The organism is Chromobacterium rhizoryzae (genome assembly GCF_020544465.1).
Taxonomy (GTDB): Bacteria; Pseudomonadota; Gammaproteobacteria; order Burkholderiales; family Chromobacteriaceae; genus Chromobacterium.
Genome location: NZ_CP066126.1, coordinates 3,222,501 through 3,241,314, shown reverse-complemented (window position 1 = coordinate 3,241,314; position 18,814 = coordinate 3,222,501). Strand labels below are relative to the sequence as shown.

Below are 18,814 nucleotides of genomic sequence, written 5' to 3'. Positions count from 1 at the left end.
GAATGGCGCGGCGGTGTCGCGCTCTGAATGGATTGTATGTCGGTGGCAAATGTGCGCGGCTGACAAAAGCTGAACGCCGCTTCAGCGACGGCGGGCGGCATGGGCGCTTGGCGTGGGTTCTCAGGGGGCAAAGCAAAACGCCCGGCGGTGCCGGGCGTTGAAGTTGGACGACAAACCTTCTTACAGCATCGCCAGCCGCTGGCGCACGCTGCGCTCGATGCCGGCGGCGTCCAGGCCGCAATCGGTCAGCATGCCGGCCGGGTCGCCGTGCTCCACGTAATCATCCGGCAGGCCCAGTTGCAATACCGGCTTGAGGATGCCCATCGCCTGCATCGCCTCCAAACAGGCCGAGCCGGCGCCGCCCATCACCACGTTTTCCTCCACGGTGATGATCAGATCGTGGCTCTCCGCCAGCCGGCATACCAGTTCCGCGTCCAGCGGCTTGACGAAGCGCATGTCGGCCACGGTGGCGTTCAGCGCCTCGGCGGCGGCCAGGGCCGGCGTCACCATGCTGCCGAAGGCGAGGAAGGCCACTTTTTCGCCCTGGCGGCGCAGCAGGCCCTTGCCCAGCGGCAGCGCCGTCATCTCCGCCTGGATCTCGGCGCCGGGGCCGGTGCCGCGCGGATAGCGCACCGCGGCCGGGCTGTTCATCTGGAAGCCGGTGTACAGCATCTGCCGGCATTCGTTCTCGTCCGAGGGCGCCATCACCGTCAGATTGGGAATGCAGCGCAGGAAGGACAGATCGAAGGCGCCCGCGTGGGTGGGGCCGTCCGCGCCCACCAGGCCGGCGCGGTCGATGGCGAACAGCACCGGCAGATTCTGCAGCGCCACGTCGTGGATCAGCTGGTCGTAAGCGCGCTGCAGGAAGGTGGAGTAGATCGCCACCACCGGCTTGACGCCGTCGCAGGCCAGGCCGGCGGCGAAGGTGACCGCGTGCTGTTCGGCGATGGCCACGTCGTAATAGCGGTCCGCGTGCTCCTGCTCGAAGCGCACCAGGCCGGAGCCCTCGCGCATCGCCGGAGTGATGCCCACCAGGCGCGGGTCGCGCTTGGCCATGTCGCAGATCCAGTCGCCGAACACCTGGGTGTATTGCGGCTTGCCGCCGCCCTTGCCGCTGGCCAGGCCGTTGCTGGGGTCGAACTTGGTGACGCCGTGGTATTTGACCGGGTCGCTCTCCGCCAGCTTGTAGCCGTGGCCCTTCTTGGTGACGATGTGCAGGAACTGCGGGCCTTTGAGGCTGCGGATATTGCTCAGGGTGTCCACCAGCACGTCCACGTCGTGACCGTCGATCGGGCCGATGTAGTTGAAGCCGAACTCCTCGAACAGGGTGCCGGGGGTGAAGAAGCCCTTGACGTGCTCCTCCACCTTGCTGGCGATCTCCTTCAGCGGCGGGGCGATGCCCAGCACCTTGCTGGAGCCTTCGCGCATCGCCGCGTAGAAGCGGCCGGACATCAGCTTGGCCAGGTAGTTGTTCAGCGCGCCGACATTGGGCGAGATCGACATCTCGTTGTCGTTGAGCACCACCAGCAGATCGGTGTCCATCGCGCCGGCGTTGTTGAGGGCCTCGAAGGCCTGGCCGGCGGTCATGGAGCCGTCGCCGATGATGGCCACGCACTTGCGCTCAATGCCCTGGGTCTTGGCGGCCACCGCCATGCCCAGCGCCGCGCCGATGGAGGTGGAGGAATGGCCGACGCCGAAGGTGTCGTACGGCGATTCGTCGCGCTTGGGAAAGCCGGCCAGGCCGCCTTTCTGGCGCATGCTGCCCATGCGTTCGCGGCGGCCGGTCAGAATCTTGTGCGGGTAGGTTTGATGGCCCACGTCCCACACCAGGCGGTCGTCCGGGGTGTTGAACACATAGTGCAGGGCGATGGTCAGCTCAATGCTGCCCAGGTTGGAGGCGAAGTGGCCGCCGGTCTTGCTGACGCTTTCCACCAGGAAGTCGCGCAGTTCCGTGGCCAGCGGCGCAAGCTGCTGGCGCGACAGCTTGCGCAGGTCGGCGGGGCTTTGAATGGTCTCGAGCAAGGGATACATAGTTTTCTGCTTCTCAGAACGAGCGCGCGACGATGTAGTCGGCCAGTTCCTTCAATCGTTGGGCGGAATCGCCAAATCCTTCCAGCGCGGCAAACGCCTCGTCGCGCAAGTCGCGGGCAAACTGCTTGGCTTCGGACAGCCCCATCAGGCTGACGTAGGTGGGCTTGTCGTGGGCGGCGTCCTTGCCGGCGGTCTTGCCCAGGGTGGCGGTGTCCGCTTCGCAGTCCAGCACGTCGTCCACCACCTGGAAGGCCAGGCCCATGCGCTTGGCGAATACGTCCAGGCGGGCGGTCTCGTCTTCGCTCAGCGGCCGGCCGGCCATGGCGCCCAGCAGCACCGACGCGCGGATCAGCGCGCCGGTTTTCAGCAAATGCATATACTCCAGCTCAGGCTGATTCAGCGCCTTGCCCACGCTGGCCAGATCGATGGCCTGGCCGCCGGCCATGCCGGCGTGGCCGGCGGCGCGCGCCAGCGTATGCGTCATCGCCAGCTGGGCGGAGGCCTCCACGCCGGCCATGGGCGCGGAGAGCACGTCGAAAGCCAGGGTTTGCAGCGCGTCGCCCACCAGGAGCGCGGTGGCCTCGTCGTAAGCCACGTGGCAAGTGGGCTTGCCGCGGCGCAGCACGTCGTCGTCCATACAGGGCATATCGTCGTGCACCAGGGAATAGACGTGGACCATCTCCAGCGCGGAGCCGATGCGGGCCAGATTGTCGGCGCTGGCGCCCACCAGTTCGCCGGCGGCGAACACCAGCAGCGGGCGCACCCGCTTGCCGCCGCCCAGGCAGACGTAGCGCATCGCTTCGTGCAATTTTTGCGGCGTGTGCTGGGGGGAGGGCAGCAGGCGCTCCAGCGCGCCTTCCACTTGCTGCTGGATCTCGGTCATCCAGGCCATGAACGGTTTATTGTCCATTGGACAATTCCAGCGGTTTGAGTTCGTTGTTTTCCAGGATTTTCAGCTGCTGTTCCGCGTCGGCCAGTTTGGTCTGGCAGAACTTGATCAATTCTATGCCCTGCTTGTAGGAGCCGAGCGCCGTTTCCAGCGGCATGTCGCCGCTTTCCATCGCCTGGATGATGTCTTCCAGTTGGGCCAGTGCGGTTTCGAAACTGGCCGGCGCTTTGCTGGCTTTAGCCATGGCGTTTTCCTTATTGTGCTTTGTGGTGGCCGGGCCGTGCGTGTTCTATCGGTGTCGCGAGGGCGCGGGCGGCTCTTTAAGGCCGTCATTCTAGTCCAATTTCCCGGTGCGGCGACAGAGGCGATTGAGCGCTTTTGGCAAGCGCGAATGCCGTGGAGATGCCGGCGGCGCGGAAAGTGAACGCGCCTAGCGGACAATTCCCCGCCGCCCGCATTTGCGGTAGGGTGTCGCCAATTGAAAACGACAGGGGCCAGCATGCATTCGCAACCATCCATTCTGATCACCGGCTGCTCCAGCGGCATCGGCTACCACACCGCCGTCATCCTGGCCCAGCGCGGCTGGCGCGTGATCGCCAGCTGCCGCGCCGCGGCCGACGTGGAGCGCCTGCGCAGCGAGGGCATGACTTGCATCCGGCTGGACGTGGACGACGCCGACTCCATCCGCGACGGCCTGGCCCAGGCGGTGGAACTGGCCGGCGGCCGCCTGGACGCCTTGTTCAACAACGCGGGCTTCGGCCAGCCGGGCGCGGTGGAGGACATCAGCCGCGCGGCGATGCGCGAGCAGTTCGAAACCAATCTGTTCGGCCCCTGGGAGCTGAGCAACGCCGCGCTCAAAGTGATGCGCGCCCAGGGTCATGGCCGCATCGTGTTCAACAGCTCCATTCTGGGCTTCGCCGCCATGCGCTGGCGCGGCGCTTACAACGCCAGCAAGTTCGCGATGGAAGGCCTGTGCGACACCCTGCGCCACGAGCTGCACGGCACCGACATCCATGTGTCCTTGGTGGAGCCGGGGCCGATAGAAAGCCGCTTCCGCCCCAATGCGCTGGCGCGTTTCCTGAAGAACGTGGACATCGACGCCAGTTTTCACCGCGAGGCCTATCAGCAGCAGCTGGCGCGGCTGAAGAAAGAGGGCCACGCCGCGCCGTTCACCCTGCCGGCCAGCGCGGTGGCGGAGGCGGTGCACCGCGCCATCACGGCGGCCAAGCCGGCGGCGCGCTACCGGGTGACTTTCCCCACCAAATTGTATTGGTGGCTGCGTCGCCTGCTGCCAACCCGTTGTTTTGACTGGGCATTGCGCGCGGCCACCTGAGGCGGCGCCAAGTCCTTGGCTTAGCATGAGTTTTTCTATGCATAGACATGTATTTTCTTTGATGCCATTTTGATAGTTTCTTGTTGATCTAGCCCGCGGATTCGCTTTACAGTCACGGCACTTGCTCATGGCATTTCCTCATGCCGGAGCAGGCATAACAATAGAGACGCCGGGTTTCCCGGCTCCGTGACACAAAGGAGTAAGCGAGATGAATCGCTGGAAATGGCTGCCCCTGCTGCTGGCGGGGGCGGGCCTGCTCGCGTCCGCGCAAGCGGCCGATATGAGCAAGACGCTAAAGGTGTCCTTCCTGGCGCCCGAGACCGGATTCGACCCGGCCAAGATGAGCGATATTTATTCGCTGGGCGTGATCGAGAACATTTTCGACAACCTGCTCAGGTACGACTATCTGGCGCGGCCGCTCAAGCTCAAGCCGGGCACCGCCGTGGCCCTGCCGGAGATCTCGGCGGACGGCCAGGTGTTCACCTTCAAGGTCCGGCCCGGCATTTATTTTGCCGACGACCCGGCCTTCAAGGGCAAGAAGCGCGAGCTGACCGCGGCGGACTACGCCTACAGCATCAAGCGCTTCGCCGACCCCAAGGTCAGCTCGCCCAACGCCACTTCCTATACCGACTACGTGCTGGGATTGGCGGAGGCGGGCAGCGCCGCCAGCAAGAAAGGGCGCTTCGACTACGACAAGCCTATCGAAGGCATCAAGGCGCTGGACCGCTACACCCTGCAGCTGACGCTGAAAAAGCCCAATTACAACTTCCTCTACACCGTGGCCGCCAAATTCAGCGGCGCGGTGGCGCGCGAGGTGATTGAAACCTACGACAGCAACACCAACGCCCACCCGGTGGGCACCGGGCCGTTTGTGCTGAAGGAATGGAAGCCGGGCAACCGCATCATCCTGGAAGCCAACCCCGGCTACCGCAAGGAAGTGTTCGCCGACGAGCCGGCCGCCGACGCGCCGCCGCAGGACCGCGAAATCGCCGAGCAACTGCGCGGCAAGACCCTGCCTGTCATCGGCCGCGTGGACATCAAGGTGATAGAAGAAGAACAGCCGCGCTGGCTGTCCTTCCTCAACAAGCAGATCGACTACATCGGCGTGCCCAAGTCCGCCATCCCGTCCACCGTGCACAGCAGCGAGGCCAATCCCTTCCAGGCCAGCCTCAACCCGACGCTGGCGCAGCGCGGCATCCGCCTGCACCACAATCTGGGCATGGACCTGACTTACGCCTTCTTCAATATGCGTGACCCGGTGGTGGGCGGCTACAGCAAGCAAAAGATCGCCTTGCGCCGCGCCATCGCCATGGCCTACCCCAGCAAGGAAGTGATCAAGCTCTTGTACAGCGGCCAGGCCATCCAGCTGCAAAACCTGGTGCCCTTGAACATGGTGGGCAACGATCCGCGCTTTCACGGCGCGGCGGACTTCGATCCGGCGCTGGCCAACGCGCTGCTGGACCAGGCCGGCTACAAGATCGGTCCGGACGGCTACCGCCGCCAGCCCAACGGCCAGCCGCTGCTGATCACCCAGGCCACCCAGGGCAGCGCTTTCGACAAGCAGTTCAACCAGATCTGGCAGAAGGCCTTTGACAGCATCAAGCTGCGCGTCACCTTCAAAGTGGCCAAATGGAATGAAAACCTCAAGGCCGCCTACGCCGGCAAGGTGCAGATGTGGTCCTTGGGCGGTTCCGCCGCCATTCCGGACGGCGACGACTTCGTCACCGGCCTGTGGACCAAGCAGATCGGCATCGGCAACCTGCCCTTCTTCAGCCGGCCGGAGTTCGACAAGGCCTATGAAGCATCGCAAGTGCTGCCCAACGGGCCGGAACGCGACGCGCTGTTCGACCGCATGAACCGGGTGGTGGCCGCTTACCAGCCCTATGTGCTGGGCGTGACCCGCTTCGAAAACGTCGTCAGCCACGACTATCTCAAGGGTTACAAGCCGCATCCGCTGGCCACGATTGGGGTGTCCTGGCGTTATGTCGACATCGACCTGAGCAAGCGCCGCTAAGCGCCTTGATCCGGGGCGCAGCCGCGCCGCTATATTCTGGAGAAGCAGATGTTCAATTTCATCATCCGCCGAATCTGGCAGATGGTGCCGACGATGTTCGGCGTCATGCTGCTGGTGTTCGTGCTGTTCAACTGGGTGGGCGGAGACCCCACCTACATCCTGGCCGGCAAACGCCTGACGCCGGAAATCATGGCCAATATCCGCGCCCAGCTGGGCCTGGACCTGAGCCTGCCGCAGCAGTTCTGGCTCTTCGTCAAGCAAGTGGCCACCTTCGACTTCGGCACCTCCTGGTCCACCCAGCAGTCCGTCACCGCCACGCTGGCTTCGCGCATCGGCCCCTCGCTGACGCTGACCGGCACCTTGCTGGTGTTCGAACTGCTGACCGCGCTGCCCATCGCCATCGTCGTGGCTTACTACCGCGGCACGCTGACCGACCGCATGGTGACGCTGATCTGCACCGTGGCCATGTCCGTCAGCTCGCTGGCCTACATCATCGTCGGCCAGTACCTGCTGGCCTTCAAACTGGACTGGTTCCCGGTGATGGGCTGGGACGACGACAGCCTGCTGCGCAGCCTGCTGATCTATGTGCCGCTGCCGCTGATCCTGGGCATGCTGGTGTCGCTGGCGCCCAATGTGCGCTTCTACCGCAGCTTCGTGGTGGAAGAACTGGGCCACGACTACGTGCGCACCGCGCGCGCCAAGGGCTTGTCGGAAAAAACCGTGCTGTTCAAGCACGTGCTGCGCAACGCGCTGATCCCGGTGGTCACCGCGGTGATGATGTCCTTGCCCTTCCTGGTGCTGGGCTCGATGCTGCTGGAGCGCTTTTTCGGCATTCCCGGCATGGGCAATGAACTGCTGATGGCGGTGGACAAGAGCGATTTCCCGGTGATCAAGGCCATTACCGTGACCATCGCCGCCGCCGCCATGGTGTTCAACCTGCTGGCCGACATCATCTACAAGTGGATCGATCCACGCGTGCAACTCAAGTGAGCGCGGAGCACAAGACATGACAACATTGCACAATACCGCCGGCGCGCCGCCGGCCGCCCCCTCGCGCAGCCTGTGGGCGCTGGGCTGGCAACGCTTGAAGCGCGACCGCATCGGCTTCGTCTCCCTGTGGGTGGTGGCCGCCTTCATGCTGCTGGCCGCCGCCGGCTGGCTCAATCTGGCCGGCCGCGGCTGGAACGACGAAATCGCCGCCTCCTACGCGCCGCCCACTTTATTGCTGGAGAAATACCGCCAGCAGGAAACGCCGGCCGCGGCCGGCGGCCAGTCCACCGCCATCGTGCCCACCGAACGCTTGAAACCGTCGGAAGATCCCATTCACGACTGGCTGGAAGCCGCGCGCCCGCACGCCGCCCAGTACGCGGTGCCGGAAGTGAAGAAAGTGGCGTCGCTGACCTTCGGCGCGGACCAGCGCGGCCGCGACATCCTGGACAAGGTGATTAAGGGCACCGCCACTTCGCTGCTGGTGGGCTTCTTCGGCGCGCTGCTGTCCATCCTGATCGGCACCTCGCTGGGCGCGATGGCCGGCTATTTCGGCCGCAAGGTGGACGACTTCCTGATGTGGTTCTACAGCGTGTTCACCTCGGTGCCGGACATGCTGTTGCTGCTCGCCTTCGCCGCCGTGGCCGGGCGCGGCATCGCCACCGTCATTCTGGTGCTGTCGCTGACCAGCTGGACCGGCACCTTCCGCCTGGTGCGGGCCGAGTTCATCAAGAACCGCTCGCGCGAGTACGTGCAGGCGGCGGACGCGATCGGCGCCAGCCACAGCCGCCGCATGTTCATCCACATCCTGCCCAATGTCTCCCACCTGCTGCTGGTGCAGTTCTCCCTCTTGATGGTGGGCCTGATCAAGTACGAAGTGATCCTGTCCTTCCTGGGTTTCGGCGTGGACGTGCGCCAAGTGAGCTGGGGCTCCATGCTGGCGGAAGTGCCGGAAGAGCTGTTGCAAGGCTATTGGTGGCAGCTGGCCATGGTGGTGGTGTTCATGTCCACCCTGGTGACCGCCTTCAGCATGTTGACCGATGCGCTGCGCGACGCGCTGGACCCGCGCGCGGCGGCGAAGTGAGCGGGGAGAACAGACTATGACTCAGAACCAGACCCTGCTGTCGGTGCGCAATCTCAAAGTGGCGTTCCGTCAGGAGAACGGCGGCGATTTCCAGGCGCTCAAGGGCGTCAGCTTCGACATCCCGGCCAAGCGCACCGTGGCCTTGGTGGGCGAATCCGGCTCCGGCAAATCGGTGACCTCCATGGCCATCATGCGCCTGCTGTCGCCGCAGCACGCCAGTATCCACCCGGACAGCCAGATCCTGCTGCAAGGGCGGGATCTGCTCAAGGCCGGCGGCGCCGAGATGCGGGCGCTGCGCGGCAAAGACATCGCGATGATCTTCCAGGAGCCGATGAGCTCGCTGAACCCGGTGTTCAGCGTGGGCGAGCAGATCATGGAAGCCCTGATGCTGCACGCCAAGCTGGGCCGCCGCGCCGCGCGCCGGCGCGCGATCGAACTGTTGCGCGAAGTGGGCCTGCCGGAACCGGAAAGCAAGGTGGACAGCTACCCGCACCAGCTGTCCGGCGGCCAGCAGCAGCGGGTGATGATCGCGATGGCCATCGCCTGCGAACCCAAGCTGCTGATTGCCGACGAACCCACCACCGCGCTGGACGTGACCATCCAGAAGCAGATCCTGCAACTGATCGCGGATCTGCAGAAGAAACACGATATGGCGGTGCTGTTCATCACCCACGATCTGGGCGTGGTGGGCGAGTTCGCCGACGAAGTCATCGTCATGCGTCACGGCGAAATCCGCGAACAGGGCAGCGTGCAGCAAATCTTCGACGCGCCGCAGGACGCCTACACCAAGGCGCTGCTGGCCTGCCGCCCACACCTTGACCGGCGGCCGCAGCGGCTGGCGGTGATCGACGACTTCCTGCAGCCGGGCGGCTATGTGGAACCGCCGCAGCGCGAGCGCGGCTACCGGGACGACGACGAAATCATCCTGGACGTGCGCGGGCTGAGCAAATCCTTCGACGTGCGCGAAGGCTTGTTCGGCAAACGCCAGTTCCACGCGGTCAAGGACGTGTCCTTCAAGCTGGCCCGCGGCAAGACCCTGGGCATCGTCGGCGAATCCGGCTCCGGCAAGACCACCGTCGGTCTGACCCTGGTGCGGCTGCACCAGGCCAGCGGCGGCCAGGCGCTGTTCCACGGCCAGGACCTGCTGGGCATGGACGCCAAGGCCTTCCACGCCTATAAGCGGCGCATCCAGATCATCTTCCAGAACCCCTACGCCTCGCTGAACCCGCGCTTCACCGTGGAGCAGATCCTGAGCGAACCGATGCAGCTGCACGGCATCGGCCGCGACGGCGGCGAGCGGCGCAAGCTGGCGCAGGAACTGCTGGACAAGGTGGGCATGCCGGCCGGGGCGCTGCAGAAATACCCGCACGAATTCTCCGGCGGCCAGCGTCAGCGCATCGCGATTGCGCGCTGCCTGACCTTGAAGCCGGAAGTGCTGATCTGCGACGAATCGGTGTCGGCGCTGGACGTGTCGGTGCAGGCGCAAGTGCTGAACCTGCTGCAAGACCTGCAGGACGAATACGGCCTGTCCTATCTGTTCATCTCGCACGATCTGGCGGTGGTGAAGCATATCTCCGACCAAGTGATGGTGATGAACAAGGGTGAGGTGGTGGAGCAGGCGGACGCGGATCAGATTTACCGCGAGCCGCGGCAGAGCTATACCCGCAAGTTGTTGGAGTCCATCCCGCAAGGCTGGGTGGGCATGGCGCCGGCCTAAGCGCTGACGGCCATTCGCACAAAACCGCCGGGAAACCGGCGGTTTTTTATTGTCCGGCCAGCGCGCGGAAACCGTAATGCAGCAGCGCGTAAGCGCCAAACAGGATACAGGCCAGCGCGCCGTAAGCCAGGGCGGAGCGGCCGGCGTGGCTCAAGTCCGTGCTGCTGGGCAGGCAGCCGTCCCAGCACTGCGCCGCCAGAAAGCCCAGTCCGGCCGCGGCCGGGCTCAGCCACGGCCAGCGCGCCGCCAGCGCCAGCAGGCCCCAACCCAGCGGCAGCAACAGCAAGGGCGCAATGCCGATGGGCAGCGCGTTCCACCACGTCAGCCGGTTGAAGCCCACCTGACCCAGCGTCAGCTGCCGGCCGTTGCGGCGCGGCCACACGCTGAAGCGGCTGGGCCGCGCCCGCAGCAGCCAGCCCACCAGGAAGTGGCAGAGCTCGTGCAGCACCGTGCCCGGCAACGACAGCGCCACATAGGGCCAGAACCAGGCGCGGCGGCGCAACTGACGGCTGAGCAACAGGAACAGCGCCGGCCACAGCAGCACGGCGGGAGAGGGGGCGAACGGCGCGTACAGCGGCTCGAGGACGGACATGGGAAGAAGAGGGCGGGCGAAAACCTGGATTGTGGCATGAGAACCTGTTTACGATCTGCTGCGCTTCGGCGATACAGCGTTGAAAACGCCCTCAAAATGCTCATGTACCACTTGTACATTCCGCTTTTTCGCTCGTTTTCGCCTTGTCTCGCTCTTGCTCGCGAGATTGTAAACACGTTCTGCGGGCGCGCCCGGACCAAGCCGGACGCGCCCTCAAGCTTGAGAGGCTGGATGTTTAGAAGGCGTTCAAGGGCTGGAGCTTCTTGTTTTTAATCCGCGCGGAAGCGGTTAATCGCCGCATCCAGCCCATGCGCCAGGCCGGACAACTGCTGCGCCATGGCGGAGGATTCCTCCACCGACAAGCCGTTTTCCGTGCCCATATTGGCGATGCGCTCCACGTTCTTGGCGGCGTCGTTGCTGGCCGTGCTCTGCTCGCGCATCGCCTCGGCGATCTCGCTGGTTTTCTCCAGCAGACGGGTGGACAGCACGCGGATCTGCGCCAGGCGCTCGGACAGCGTGCCGCTCAGCGCCACGCCGGTTTCCACTCGTTCGGTGGCCTCGCGCATGCTGGCCACCGCCGTGGTGGTGTCGCCTTGCACCGCCTTGATTTTTTCGGAGATTTCGCCGGTGGCCTGCGCGGTGCGTTCCGCCAGCTTGCGCACCTCGTCCGCCACCACGGCGAAGCCGCGGCCGGTTTCGCCGGCGCGCGCCGCCTCGATGGCCGCGTTCAAGGCCAGCAGATTGGTCTGCTCGGCGATGTCGTGGATCACGTCCACGATGTTGCCGATCTCATCGGAACGCTGGTTCAGGCCGATGATGATGGTCTCGGAGCGGCTGATTACGCTGGCGATCTCGGACATCTGCTGCGCGGCCTGGCCGGCCACCTCGCTGCCGCTCACCGCCTCGTTCATGCTGCTCTTGGCCTCGCCGGCCATTTCCACCGCGTGCTCGGCCACCAGATTGATGCTGACCGTCATCTCCTCCACCGCGGCGGCGGTGGACGAAGAAGCGTCGGTCTGCACCTGGGACGCCTCGGCAATGCGCTTGGACACGCCGGACAGCGCGTGGGCAGTGTCGTTCACCTGCTTGGCGTCCTCGCGGGTCTGCTGCAGAAAGGCGCGCAGATTGCCCAGCAGCTGCGCCAGCGCGCGGCCGGTTTCGCTGACTTCGTCGCGGCCGGTTTGATCCACCGTCACCGTCAGATCGTTCTTCTCCGCCGCGTGGCGCATGGTCTGCTGCATGGCCTGCAAGGGACGGGTGATGGAACGGACGATGGCGAAGGCCAGCGCGACGCCCACCACCAGGGCCAGGCCCAGAATGGTCAGCATCATATTGCGGGTGTTCTTCATGCTGACCGCCAGCGCGTCCTCCGCGGACTGCGCGGACTCGTCCGCCAGCTTGCTCAGGCTGTTGAGCGCGTCGCGCGCCTCGTAGAGCTTGGGCTTGAACGGGGTGATGCCGGCGTCGCCGACATTGGCCCGGCTGATCTCGCCGCTGGCGATCTTCTGATACAGCCCGTTCATGCCCTGCTCGTAGCCGGAGATGCCGGTCAGCATGCTGTCGAAGGTTTTCTGGTGATCCGCGGCCATGGCCATGGACTTGGCGGTGGCCGCCTGGTTCTTGAACTCGGCGATGTGCTTGTCCAGCAACTGCTTATTGGTCTGGATGCTCTGATCCGAGTTGTCCGGATTGCCGATGCTGATGAAGATGTTCTTCTCATCCTGGCGGATGTGCAGCATATTGCTTTGCATGGCGTTCATCTGGTAGCGGAACGCGATTTTCTGGTCAAACAGCGAGGTCAGCTCGCCATCCATCTGGTTCAGCGACCACCAGCCGGAACCGCCCACCAGAGCCACTGCAAACAGCAGGCTGCCCGCCAGCGCGGCGATGCGCTGCCCGATCGTGAATTGACTTAACATAATGCCCCCCATAGGCGCTGATATTCATCTTTTTTCATAGCAAACGCCTATGAATTGGCGATTGCATCAATGTGTGAAGACGCAGCGCTTCGTGCCGGCACGGACTCCAGCTTGGGCCGGGACTCTGGAACATCGGGAACGGGCCCACAGGCCGGAATGACGGAGTGTTTCAATGCCAGCGCCCCTCCTCGTGCGGAGGCGGAAGCGGTGCGACGTTCATTGAATAGGCGCAATCATAATTCACGCCGCGCCGATAGTCCTAATGGTTATTTTTGCATCGCAAAGCGGGAACATAGGGTGTATGTCCGGGCAAGCGGGGCAAGGCGGGCTGCCAAGGCTGGGCATGGGGCCGATATGAGGTTTTTTCATGCCCAGCGCAATGTAAAAGACATAAAATCCGCATTGCCGCTTTCAAACGTCAAGATTGGGGCGGCCTAATCCAAGCGTCCGGCGTGCAGCTTCTGTTGCGTTTAGACCCGCTAACAAAACCCCTGATCCTGCGTTGCGCCTCCTTGCCGTACTACTTGTACTGCCTGCGTCGGCGCGCCTTGGCTCAGGTTCTCTGCGAGGTTTTGTTCGCGGCTCTTAGAGTCAGAAGAGGGAAGCCGGTCAAGCCGCGCCCTTGTTTTGTTTTGGCAAAATGCCGATAATAAATGAGCAAATTGCCAAATCAAGGAGGGGCCATGAAAGCGCTGCAAGTATTCGTGCCGGAGACGCCGGTCCCGCCCATGGTGGAACACAGCCTGTTGCAGGAACTGAGCGTGTTGGTGGGGCAGGAAATGCTCAACGATTTCGACGTGGCCAAAGTGGTGGAGCTGGGCGTGGACACCGGCATGCTGGAGCGCCTGGTGGACGCCGGCCTCAGCCGTGGCGAACTGGAGTTCGTCATCCCGCCGCGCACCCTGTCCCATCGCATCAAGAAGGGCCAGACGCTGAATACCGAGGAATCCGAACGCGGCGTGCGCGTGGCCAAGCTGCTGCTGCTGGCGGAAGACCTGTTCGGCGACAAGGACGCCGCCGCCCAATGGCTGCGCAAGCCGCTGCACCGCTTTGAGGGCAAATCGCCGCTGGACATGGCCCATACCGAGCCCGGCGCGCGGCTGGTGGAACAACTGATCGCCCAAGCCAACGAAGGCTACGCGGCGTGATTGCCTGGCGCATCAGCCGCTACGCAGACCTCAAGGGCCTGGGCGGGCTGCGCTGGCCCGGCCGCTGGCATCCCGCCGGCCAGCCCATCGTTTACCTGGCGGACCACCCGGCCAGCGCCATGCTGGAAGCGCTGGTGCACCTGGAAGTGGCCGTCCTGCCCGCCACCTTCACCCTGCTGCAAGTGGAACTGCCGGACCGGCTGGTGCAGACGCTGGACCAGGCCAGCCTGCCGGCTGACTGGACCCTGCAACCCGCGCTCACCCAGGGCCTGGGCCATCACTGGCTGCAACGTCAGGCCTCCGCCGCGCTGCAAGTGCCCAGCGCGGTGGCCCCCAACGCCCACAACTACCTGCTCAACCCCCTCCATCCGGACGCCGGCGCCTGCCGGATACTCAACGTGCAGGACGTGCCTTGGGATGCGCGCCTGAAGTCTTGATGAAGACCCCGCCGTGCCTACCTTCCGCTTGTCCAACGGTCTGTGCCTTGTCTTGCTATTTTTAAACTTTTCGATGTAAACAATTGTAAACAAATTCTTGGCATAAATCCGCCTTGCCGCGCTTTTGCGCGCAGGACAGCGCGAGTAGAGTCGGAGAGCGTGTTTACGATCTCGCGAGCCAGAACGAGGCAAGGCGAAAGCGGCCGAGAAGACGGAATGTACAAGGGATACATGAGCATTCTGAAGTTGTTTTCAACGCCGTATCGCCGACGCGCAGCAGATCGTAAACCGATTCTTAGAGCCTGTTCAAAGTCTCGCGAGCAAGGGCGAGACAAGGCGAAAACGAGCGAAAAAGCGGAATGTACAGGTGGTACATGAGCATTTTGAGCTTGTTTTTAACGCCGTATCGCTGAAGCGCAGCAGACTTTGAACAGGTTCTGAGAAAACTAGCCAAGGGCTCACGTAGGCCCAAGGCCGTCGGGGCAATTCAACCCACTTACAGAGCGGCTGACAAACCCCTGATGCCGCGTTGCGCTCAAGTATTGCCTGTGTCTGCGCGCCTGGCCTCAGATGTGAAACTGAGTTTGTTAGCCGCTTTTATTGAAGATGCGAGGAATGCAATGACAGTTTGGAAATGGGCCGGCAAGACGGCCGCGGCGGCGCTGCTGTTCAGTATCGCCACGGCCACGTGGGCGGACGCTGTCCGCAAGGATATTCTTCCCGCGGATACCGATGGCGGGATCGTGGCGAACAGCGGGCCGCACATCGTTTTTTCAACGGAAAGGGGCGGACGCGCGCCGCTGCTGGTCTTCCTGCCTGGAACCGGCGGCGAAACCACGCGCACCGTGGTGGGCGAACAGGCTTTCATCGACACCGCCCTGGCTCAGGGCTACCGCTTCATCATCCTGTCCTACATCGACACGCCGGCCGTTTCCCAGGTTTGCACCCGGCTGGTGCTGGCGACCAATCCGGACTGCGCGGCACAAATGCGCCAGAAGCGCGCCTTTGGGGAAAACGCCACCCCGCTGATCCAGGACAAACCCAAAGACGCCATTGTCCATAGACTGACCGCTCTGCTGCGCTACCTGGCCAAGACCGATCCTCAAGGCCGTTGGGAGCAGTACCTGGACAAGCAAGCCGTGGACTGGAGCAAGATCGTGCTGTCCGGACAATCCCAAGGCGGCGGCATGGCCGCCTATATCGCCAAGCGCGTGGCGGTCAGAGGCGTGATCGACTTTTCCGGCGGCTGGGACATGCGCGCCAACAATCGCATCGCCTCCTGGTACGCCTCTCCCGGCGCCACGCCGCCGGACAGGTTGTTCGGCACCTATCACGTGCAAGAGCGCTTTGCCGATCTCATCCGCAATTCCTATAACGCGATGCGCATCCCGGCCGACCATCAGTTTGCGCTGAATAAACCGATACGCCGCCCCAACGCCGACAACCCCGGACATGGCGAAGGCGCCAGCAATCCGGTGTACCGGGAGCTGTGGCAGGAGATGTTGGAGCAGCTCAAGCGGGGGGGATGAGGGGCGGCTGCTTGGGTGGCCGCGTCTTGCCTCCATGCCTAAATTGCCTGTCTATCCTTCCTGACTGCGAACGCCAGCGTTAGAACCAGCCTGATCGACTCGCATCCGGCTTGCCTTGCGCAATGTCAAACGCGTTCCTTCGCTTATCAGTGTTGCTTTCGGCATAATTGAGCACTCATCAAGGCGGCTATCCGTTTCCGCTTTGTTTTGAGCTCCAAGGCGGCCCTGAAGCGCTGCCGTTGTTTAGGTACGAGCGGCAGCAAGGGTTGAGTGCATGGAAACATCATTGAGTGTGGCGGTGCGCAGCTTGTGGGCCAAAAGTGGCGAAGAGAGTGGACATGGCCTGCTGTGTCACATGTTGGATGTGGCTGCCGTAGCCTCCGTGCTGTTGGAGTGGTGCCTGGCTGCGCCAGAGACGGCTCCGGACTGGTTTGGCCTGCCGTCAGAGTCCCTGAATGGGTGGCTGGCCGCCTTGGTGGGTTTGCATGATCTCGGCAAAGCCACTCCGGGGTTTCAGGCCAAGTGGGAAGCCGGGCGCTTACAAGTTGAGCGCGCCGGCTTGCCATTCTCATCGGTGGTGGCGCTGGCGCAAGACCGGCATGACTTGGCCAGTGCGGCCTTGCTGCCGGGCTTGTTGCAGGCCGAGGGCGTGCCGCGATTATGGGCGCAGGATGCGGCACAGGCTGTCAGCGCCCACCACGGTTTCAACTTTACCTCCTTGGGCGCTGGTGCTCCGCTGCGCGAACCGGCTATTTGGAAGCAGACAAGGCAGAGTCTATTCCAGGCCTATTGGCACACCCTGGCGCCGTCTGATGTTCCGCCGGATCATTCATTGCCGCTGCTTGCAGTGGAGTGGCTGGCCGGTCTGACTAGCGTATGCGATTGGATCGGCTCTAACGCTGACTGGTTTCCGCCTGGAGAGCGAGGCGATACGCCATCCGCCCACTATCACGCCGCCAGACGTTTGGCGGAATCGGCGCTGTCTTCCCCTGACAAACTAGGCTGGCCATCCAGCCGGCTCTTATTGCATCAACAGGCCTGTTCTTGTGACGCGATATTGGCGCGGCTGCTGAGCGCGGAGGCCTCTGTACAGGCGAGGCCGCTGCAACTAACCGGCGACGCTTTGTTGGTTCAGGGAAGCGGCCCGGCGCTAATGTTGGTGGAAGCGCCGATGGGAGAAGGCAAGACCGAACTGGCTTTTATCGCGGCCTTGCGTTTGCAGGCGCGCCAACATCACCGTGGCTTCTATCTGGCGCTGCCTACCCAAGCCACCGGCAATGCCATGTTCGAGCGGACCTTGGCCTTTCTGCGCGCATTCGCCTCCGGGGAGCGGCAGGATATCCAGCTATTGCATGGCGGGGCCGCCATGAATCAGACCGTTGCGCATTTGCGCGAGATCTGGGATCAGCATGGTAATGACGCGGTGGGCTCCTCCGGCTGGTTTGCCCAACGTCGGCGCGGCTTGTTGTCTCCCTATGGCGTGGGCACTGTGGACCAGGCCTTGTTTTCTGTATTGAACGTCAAACATCACTTTGTCCGGCTATGGGGGCTGGCCAATAAGGTGGTGGTTTTGGACGAGGTGCATGCCTACGACACCTATACCGGTCGCTTGATTGAAACCTTGCTGGCTTGGCTGAAAGCCTTGGGTTGCTCGGTCATCTTGATGAGCGCCACTTTGCCGGATACACGGCGCGCGCGTTTATTGCAGGCCTGGGGCGTGGATGAGCGCGAGCTGCCGTCGCCGGCCTATCCGCGGATATTGCTGGTGGATGACGCCGGAGCGCGTGGCGCCACCTTTAACGCGCGTGAACAGCAGCCTATCGCCGTGACCGGCCTCCCGGAGGGCTTGGACCACATCGCCGCCGCCGCGCGGCTTGCCTTGGAGCAGGACGGGTGTGGCGTGGTCATCGTGAATACCGTGGACCGGGCACAGCAGCTGTACCAGCTATTGCGGCCATATTGTCCGTCAGATGGCATGCTGTTGCTGTTTCATGCCCGCTTCCCCGCCGAGCAGCGCCGGCAGCTGGAGCAGCAAGTGTTGTCCACTTTCGGCTCCTCTCCCGCCATGGGCTCGCGTCCCAAGCGTGCTTTGCTGATTGCGACGCAAGTGGCGGAGCAAAGCCTGGACATTGATTTCGATTTCATGATTTCCGATCTCTGTCCCGTCGACCTTCTATTGCAACGCGCCGGCCGCTTGCACCGGCATCAACGCAAACAACGCCCGGCGGCGCACGCGCAACCACGATTGCAAGTGGCCGGCTTGCTAGCCGACGTGGTGCCCGAACTGGAGCAGACCGGCTGGGGACGGGTGTATGGCGATTACCTCTGCCTGGTGACCTGGGCCGTGCTGCAAAACGAGCCAGTCTGGCGGCTGCCGCAGGACATCGACCGCCTGGTGCAGGCGGTGTACGCGCCCTGGCCGGATTTGGATCATTTGCCGGAGGCCTTGCGCGAACGGCTTGAAATGGTGGAACGCACCCGTCATGGCGCCAAGGCCAATTTTCAGGCGCAGTTGGCGCAGCAGATTGCGCTGGATCTACAGAGTGAGGCCGCCATCGCTTACATCGGCAAGCCGCATGGCGCTGATGAAGACGATACCTTGGCCTTGCGCAACCGCACCCGGCTGGGGGATGACAGCCTGACCGTGATTCCGGTCTGGGTCGATGCCGATGGGCGCTGGCGGCCTGAGCCGGATGGCGCATCGTTCGATCCGCAGCAAGCCGTGTCGGATGCGCTTGCCCAAAGACTGTTTGAACGGCACATCAAATTGTCGCGCCGACAGCTGGTCCTGCATTTACTGGAGCAACCTGGGTATCCGGCTTTGAGCGAGCATCCCTTGCTCAGTCATTGCCATGTATTGCCGTTGACAAAGGACGGCGATTACCAGATGGGAGAGGTGCGCGTATCGCTGGACCCGCGCTTGGGGCTGATTTATGGGTTGCGGGCATGAGAGGAGGGCTGGAGAGGGGAAGGCCATTGTAGAAATGAGCCTTTCAATAACCGATAAGGTTCATCCCCTCGCCAAGCCCGCATCACTCTAGCACGGCTGTTTCCCTCAAAAGCAACGAAATTTCCTCCTTTAAAAAAACGATACTTGCGTGATTTGGAGCGGATTGTTAAATTGATGTCTATGG

At 63.4% G+C, this 18,814-nt stretch carries 14 protein-coding genes; 9 read left to right on the top strand and 5 right to left on the bottom strand.

Annotated features, from left to right (window positions below; all coding sequences use genetic code 11):
- Positions 1–180: 180 nt before the first annotated feature.
- Genes dxs through JC616_RS14455 form a run of 3 tightly spaced genes read right to left on the bottom strand, consistent with a single transcriptional unit; the run spans position 181 to position 3,164 of the window.
- Positions 181–2,031, bottom strand: coding sequence for a 1-deoxy-D-xylulose-5-phosphate synthase (gene dxs, locus JC616_RS14465; protein WP_227103849.1), 1,851 nt, complete (start codon positions 2,029–2,031; stop codon positions 181–183).
- A gap of 13 nt (positions 2,032–2,044) precedes the next feature.
- Positions 2,045–2,941 carry a polyprenyl synthetase family protein gene (locus JC616_RS14460; protein ID WP_107799096.1) on the bottom strand — a complete coding sequence of 299 codons (897 nt, stop codon included), beginning with the start codon at positions 2,939–2,941 and terminating at the stop codon, positions 2,045–2,047.
- Positions 2,931–3,164 carry an exodeoxyribonuclease VII small subunit gene (locus JC616_RS14455; protein ID WP_048412271.1) on the bottom strand — a complete coding sequence of 78 codons (234 nt, stop codon included), beginning with the start codon at positions 3,162–3,164 and terminating at the stop codon, positions 2,931–2,933. Before JC616_RS14455 ends, JC616_RS14460 begins: the two co-directional genes overlap by 11 nt.
- 255 nt (positions 3,165–3,419) lie before the next feature.
- Here JC616_RS14455 and JC616_RS14450 point away from each other — a divergent pair, with 255 nt between their 5' ends.
- The 5 genes from JC616_RS14450 to JC616_RS14430 all read left to right on the top strand — a co-directional run bounded on the left by JC616_RS14450 (position 3,420) and on the right by JC616_RS14430 (position 10,055).
- The gene (locus JC616_RS14450; protein ID WP_107799095.1) at positions 3,420–4,253 is read left to right on the top strand and encodes an SDR family NAD(P)-dependent oxidoreductase; all 834 of its coding nucleotides are present in this window, start codon (positions 3,420–3,422) and stop codon (positions 4,251–4,253) included.
- Positions 4,254–4,461: 208 nt separating this feature from the next.
- A complete protein-coding gene (locus JC616_RS14445; protein ID WP_107799094.1) occupies positions 4,462–6,267 on the top strand; it encodes an ABC transporter substrate-binding protein in 1,806 nt (601 codons plus the stop codon).
- 48 nt (positions 6,268–6,315) lie between these two features.
- On the top strand, positions 6,316–7,257 hold the full coding sequence (locus JC616_RS14440; protein WP_107799093.1) for an ABC transporter permease: 942 nt from the start codon (positions 6,316–6,318) through the stop codon (positions 7,255–7,257).
- Positions 7,258–7,273: 16 nt separating this feature from the next.
- Positions 7,274–8,338 (top strand): ABC transporter permease, encoded by a 1,065-nt coding sequence (locus tag JC616_RS14435; RefSeq protein WP_227103847.1) that lies wholly within the window; start codon positions 7,274–7,276, stop codon positions 8,336–8,338.
- 16 nt (positions 8,339–8,354) lie between these two features.
- Positions 8,355–10,055: an ABC transporter ATP-binding protein gene (locus tag JC616_RS14430; RefSeq protein WP_227103845.1), complete on the top strand. Its 1,701-nt coding sequence runs from the start codon at positions 8,355–8,357 to the stop codon at positions 10,053–10,055.
- A gap of 46 nt (positions 10,056–10,101) precedes the next feature.
- On the opposite strand, the gene JC616_RS14425 is transcribed toward JC616_RS14430, so the two are convergent.
- Complete coding sequence (locus tag JC616_RS14425; RefSeq protein WP_107799536.1) at positions 10,102–10,647, bottom strand: hypothetical protein; 546 nt, start codon at positions 10,645–10,647, stop codon at positions 10,102–10,104.
- A 269-nt stretch (positions 10,648–10,916) separates the two neighbouring features.
- Positions 10,917–12,566: a methyl-accepting chemotaxis protein gene (locus JC616_RS14420; RefSeq protein WP_158274290.1), complete on the bottom strand. Its 1,650-nt coding sequence runs from the start codon at positions 12,564–12,566 to the stop codon at positions 10,917–10,919.
- A 683-nt stretch (positions 12,567–13,249) separates the two neighbouring features.
- Here JC616_RS14420 and parS point away from each other — a divergent pair.
- The 4 genes from parS (at position 13,250) to cas3 (ending at position 18,630) form a co-directional block, all read left to right on the top strand.
- Positions 13,250–13,714, top strand: a complete 465-nt coding sequence (gene parS / locus JC616_RS14415; protein ID WP_158274289.1) for a type II RES/Xre toxin-antitoxin system antitoxin — start codon at positions 13,250–13,252, stop codon at positions 13,712–13,714.
- Positions 13,711–14,151, top strand: coding sequence for an RES family NAD+ phosphorylase (locus JC616_RS14410; RefSeq protein WP_227103843.1), 441 nt, complete (start codon positions 13,711–13,713; stop codon positions 14,149–14,151). Before parS ends, JC616_RS14410 begins: the two co-directional genes overlap by 4 nt.
- A gap of 620 nt (positions 14,152–14,771) precedes the next feature.
- On the top strand, positions 14,772–15,680 hold the full coding sequence (locus JC616_RS14405; protein WP_227103841.1) for a BPSS1187 family protein: 909 nt from the start codon (positions 14,772–14,774) through the stop codon (positions 15,678–15,680).
- 274 nt (positions 15,681–15,954) lie between these two features.
- Positions 15,955–18,630 (top strand): CRISPR-associated helicase Cas3', encoded by a 2,676-nt coding sequence (gene cas3 / locus JC616_RS14400; RefSeq protein WP_227103839.1) that lies wholly within the window; start codon positions 15,955–15,957, stop codon positions 18,628–18,630.
- Positions 18,631–18,814 lie beyond the last annotated feature (184 nt).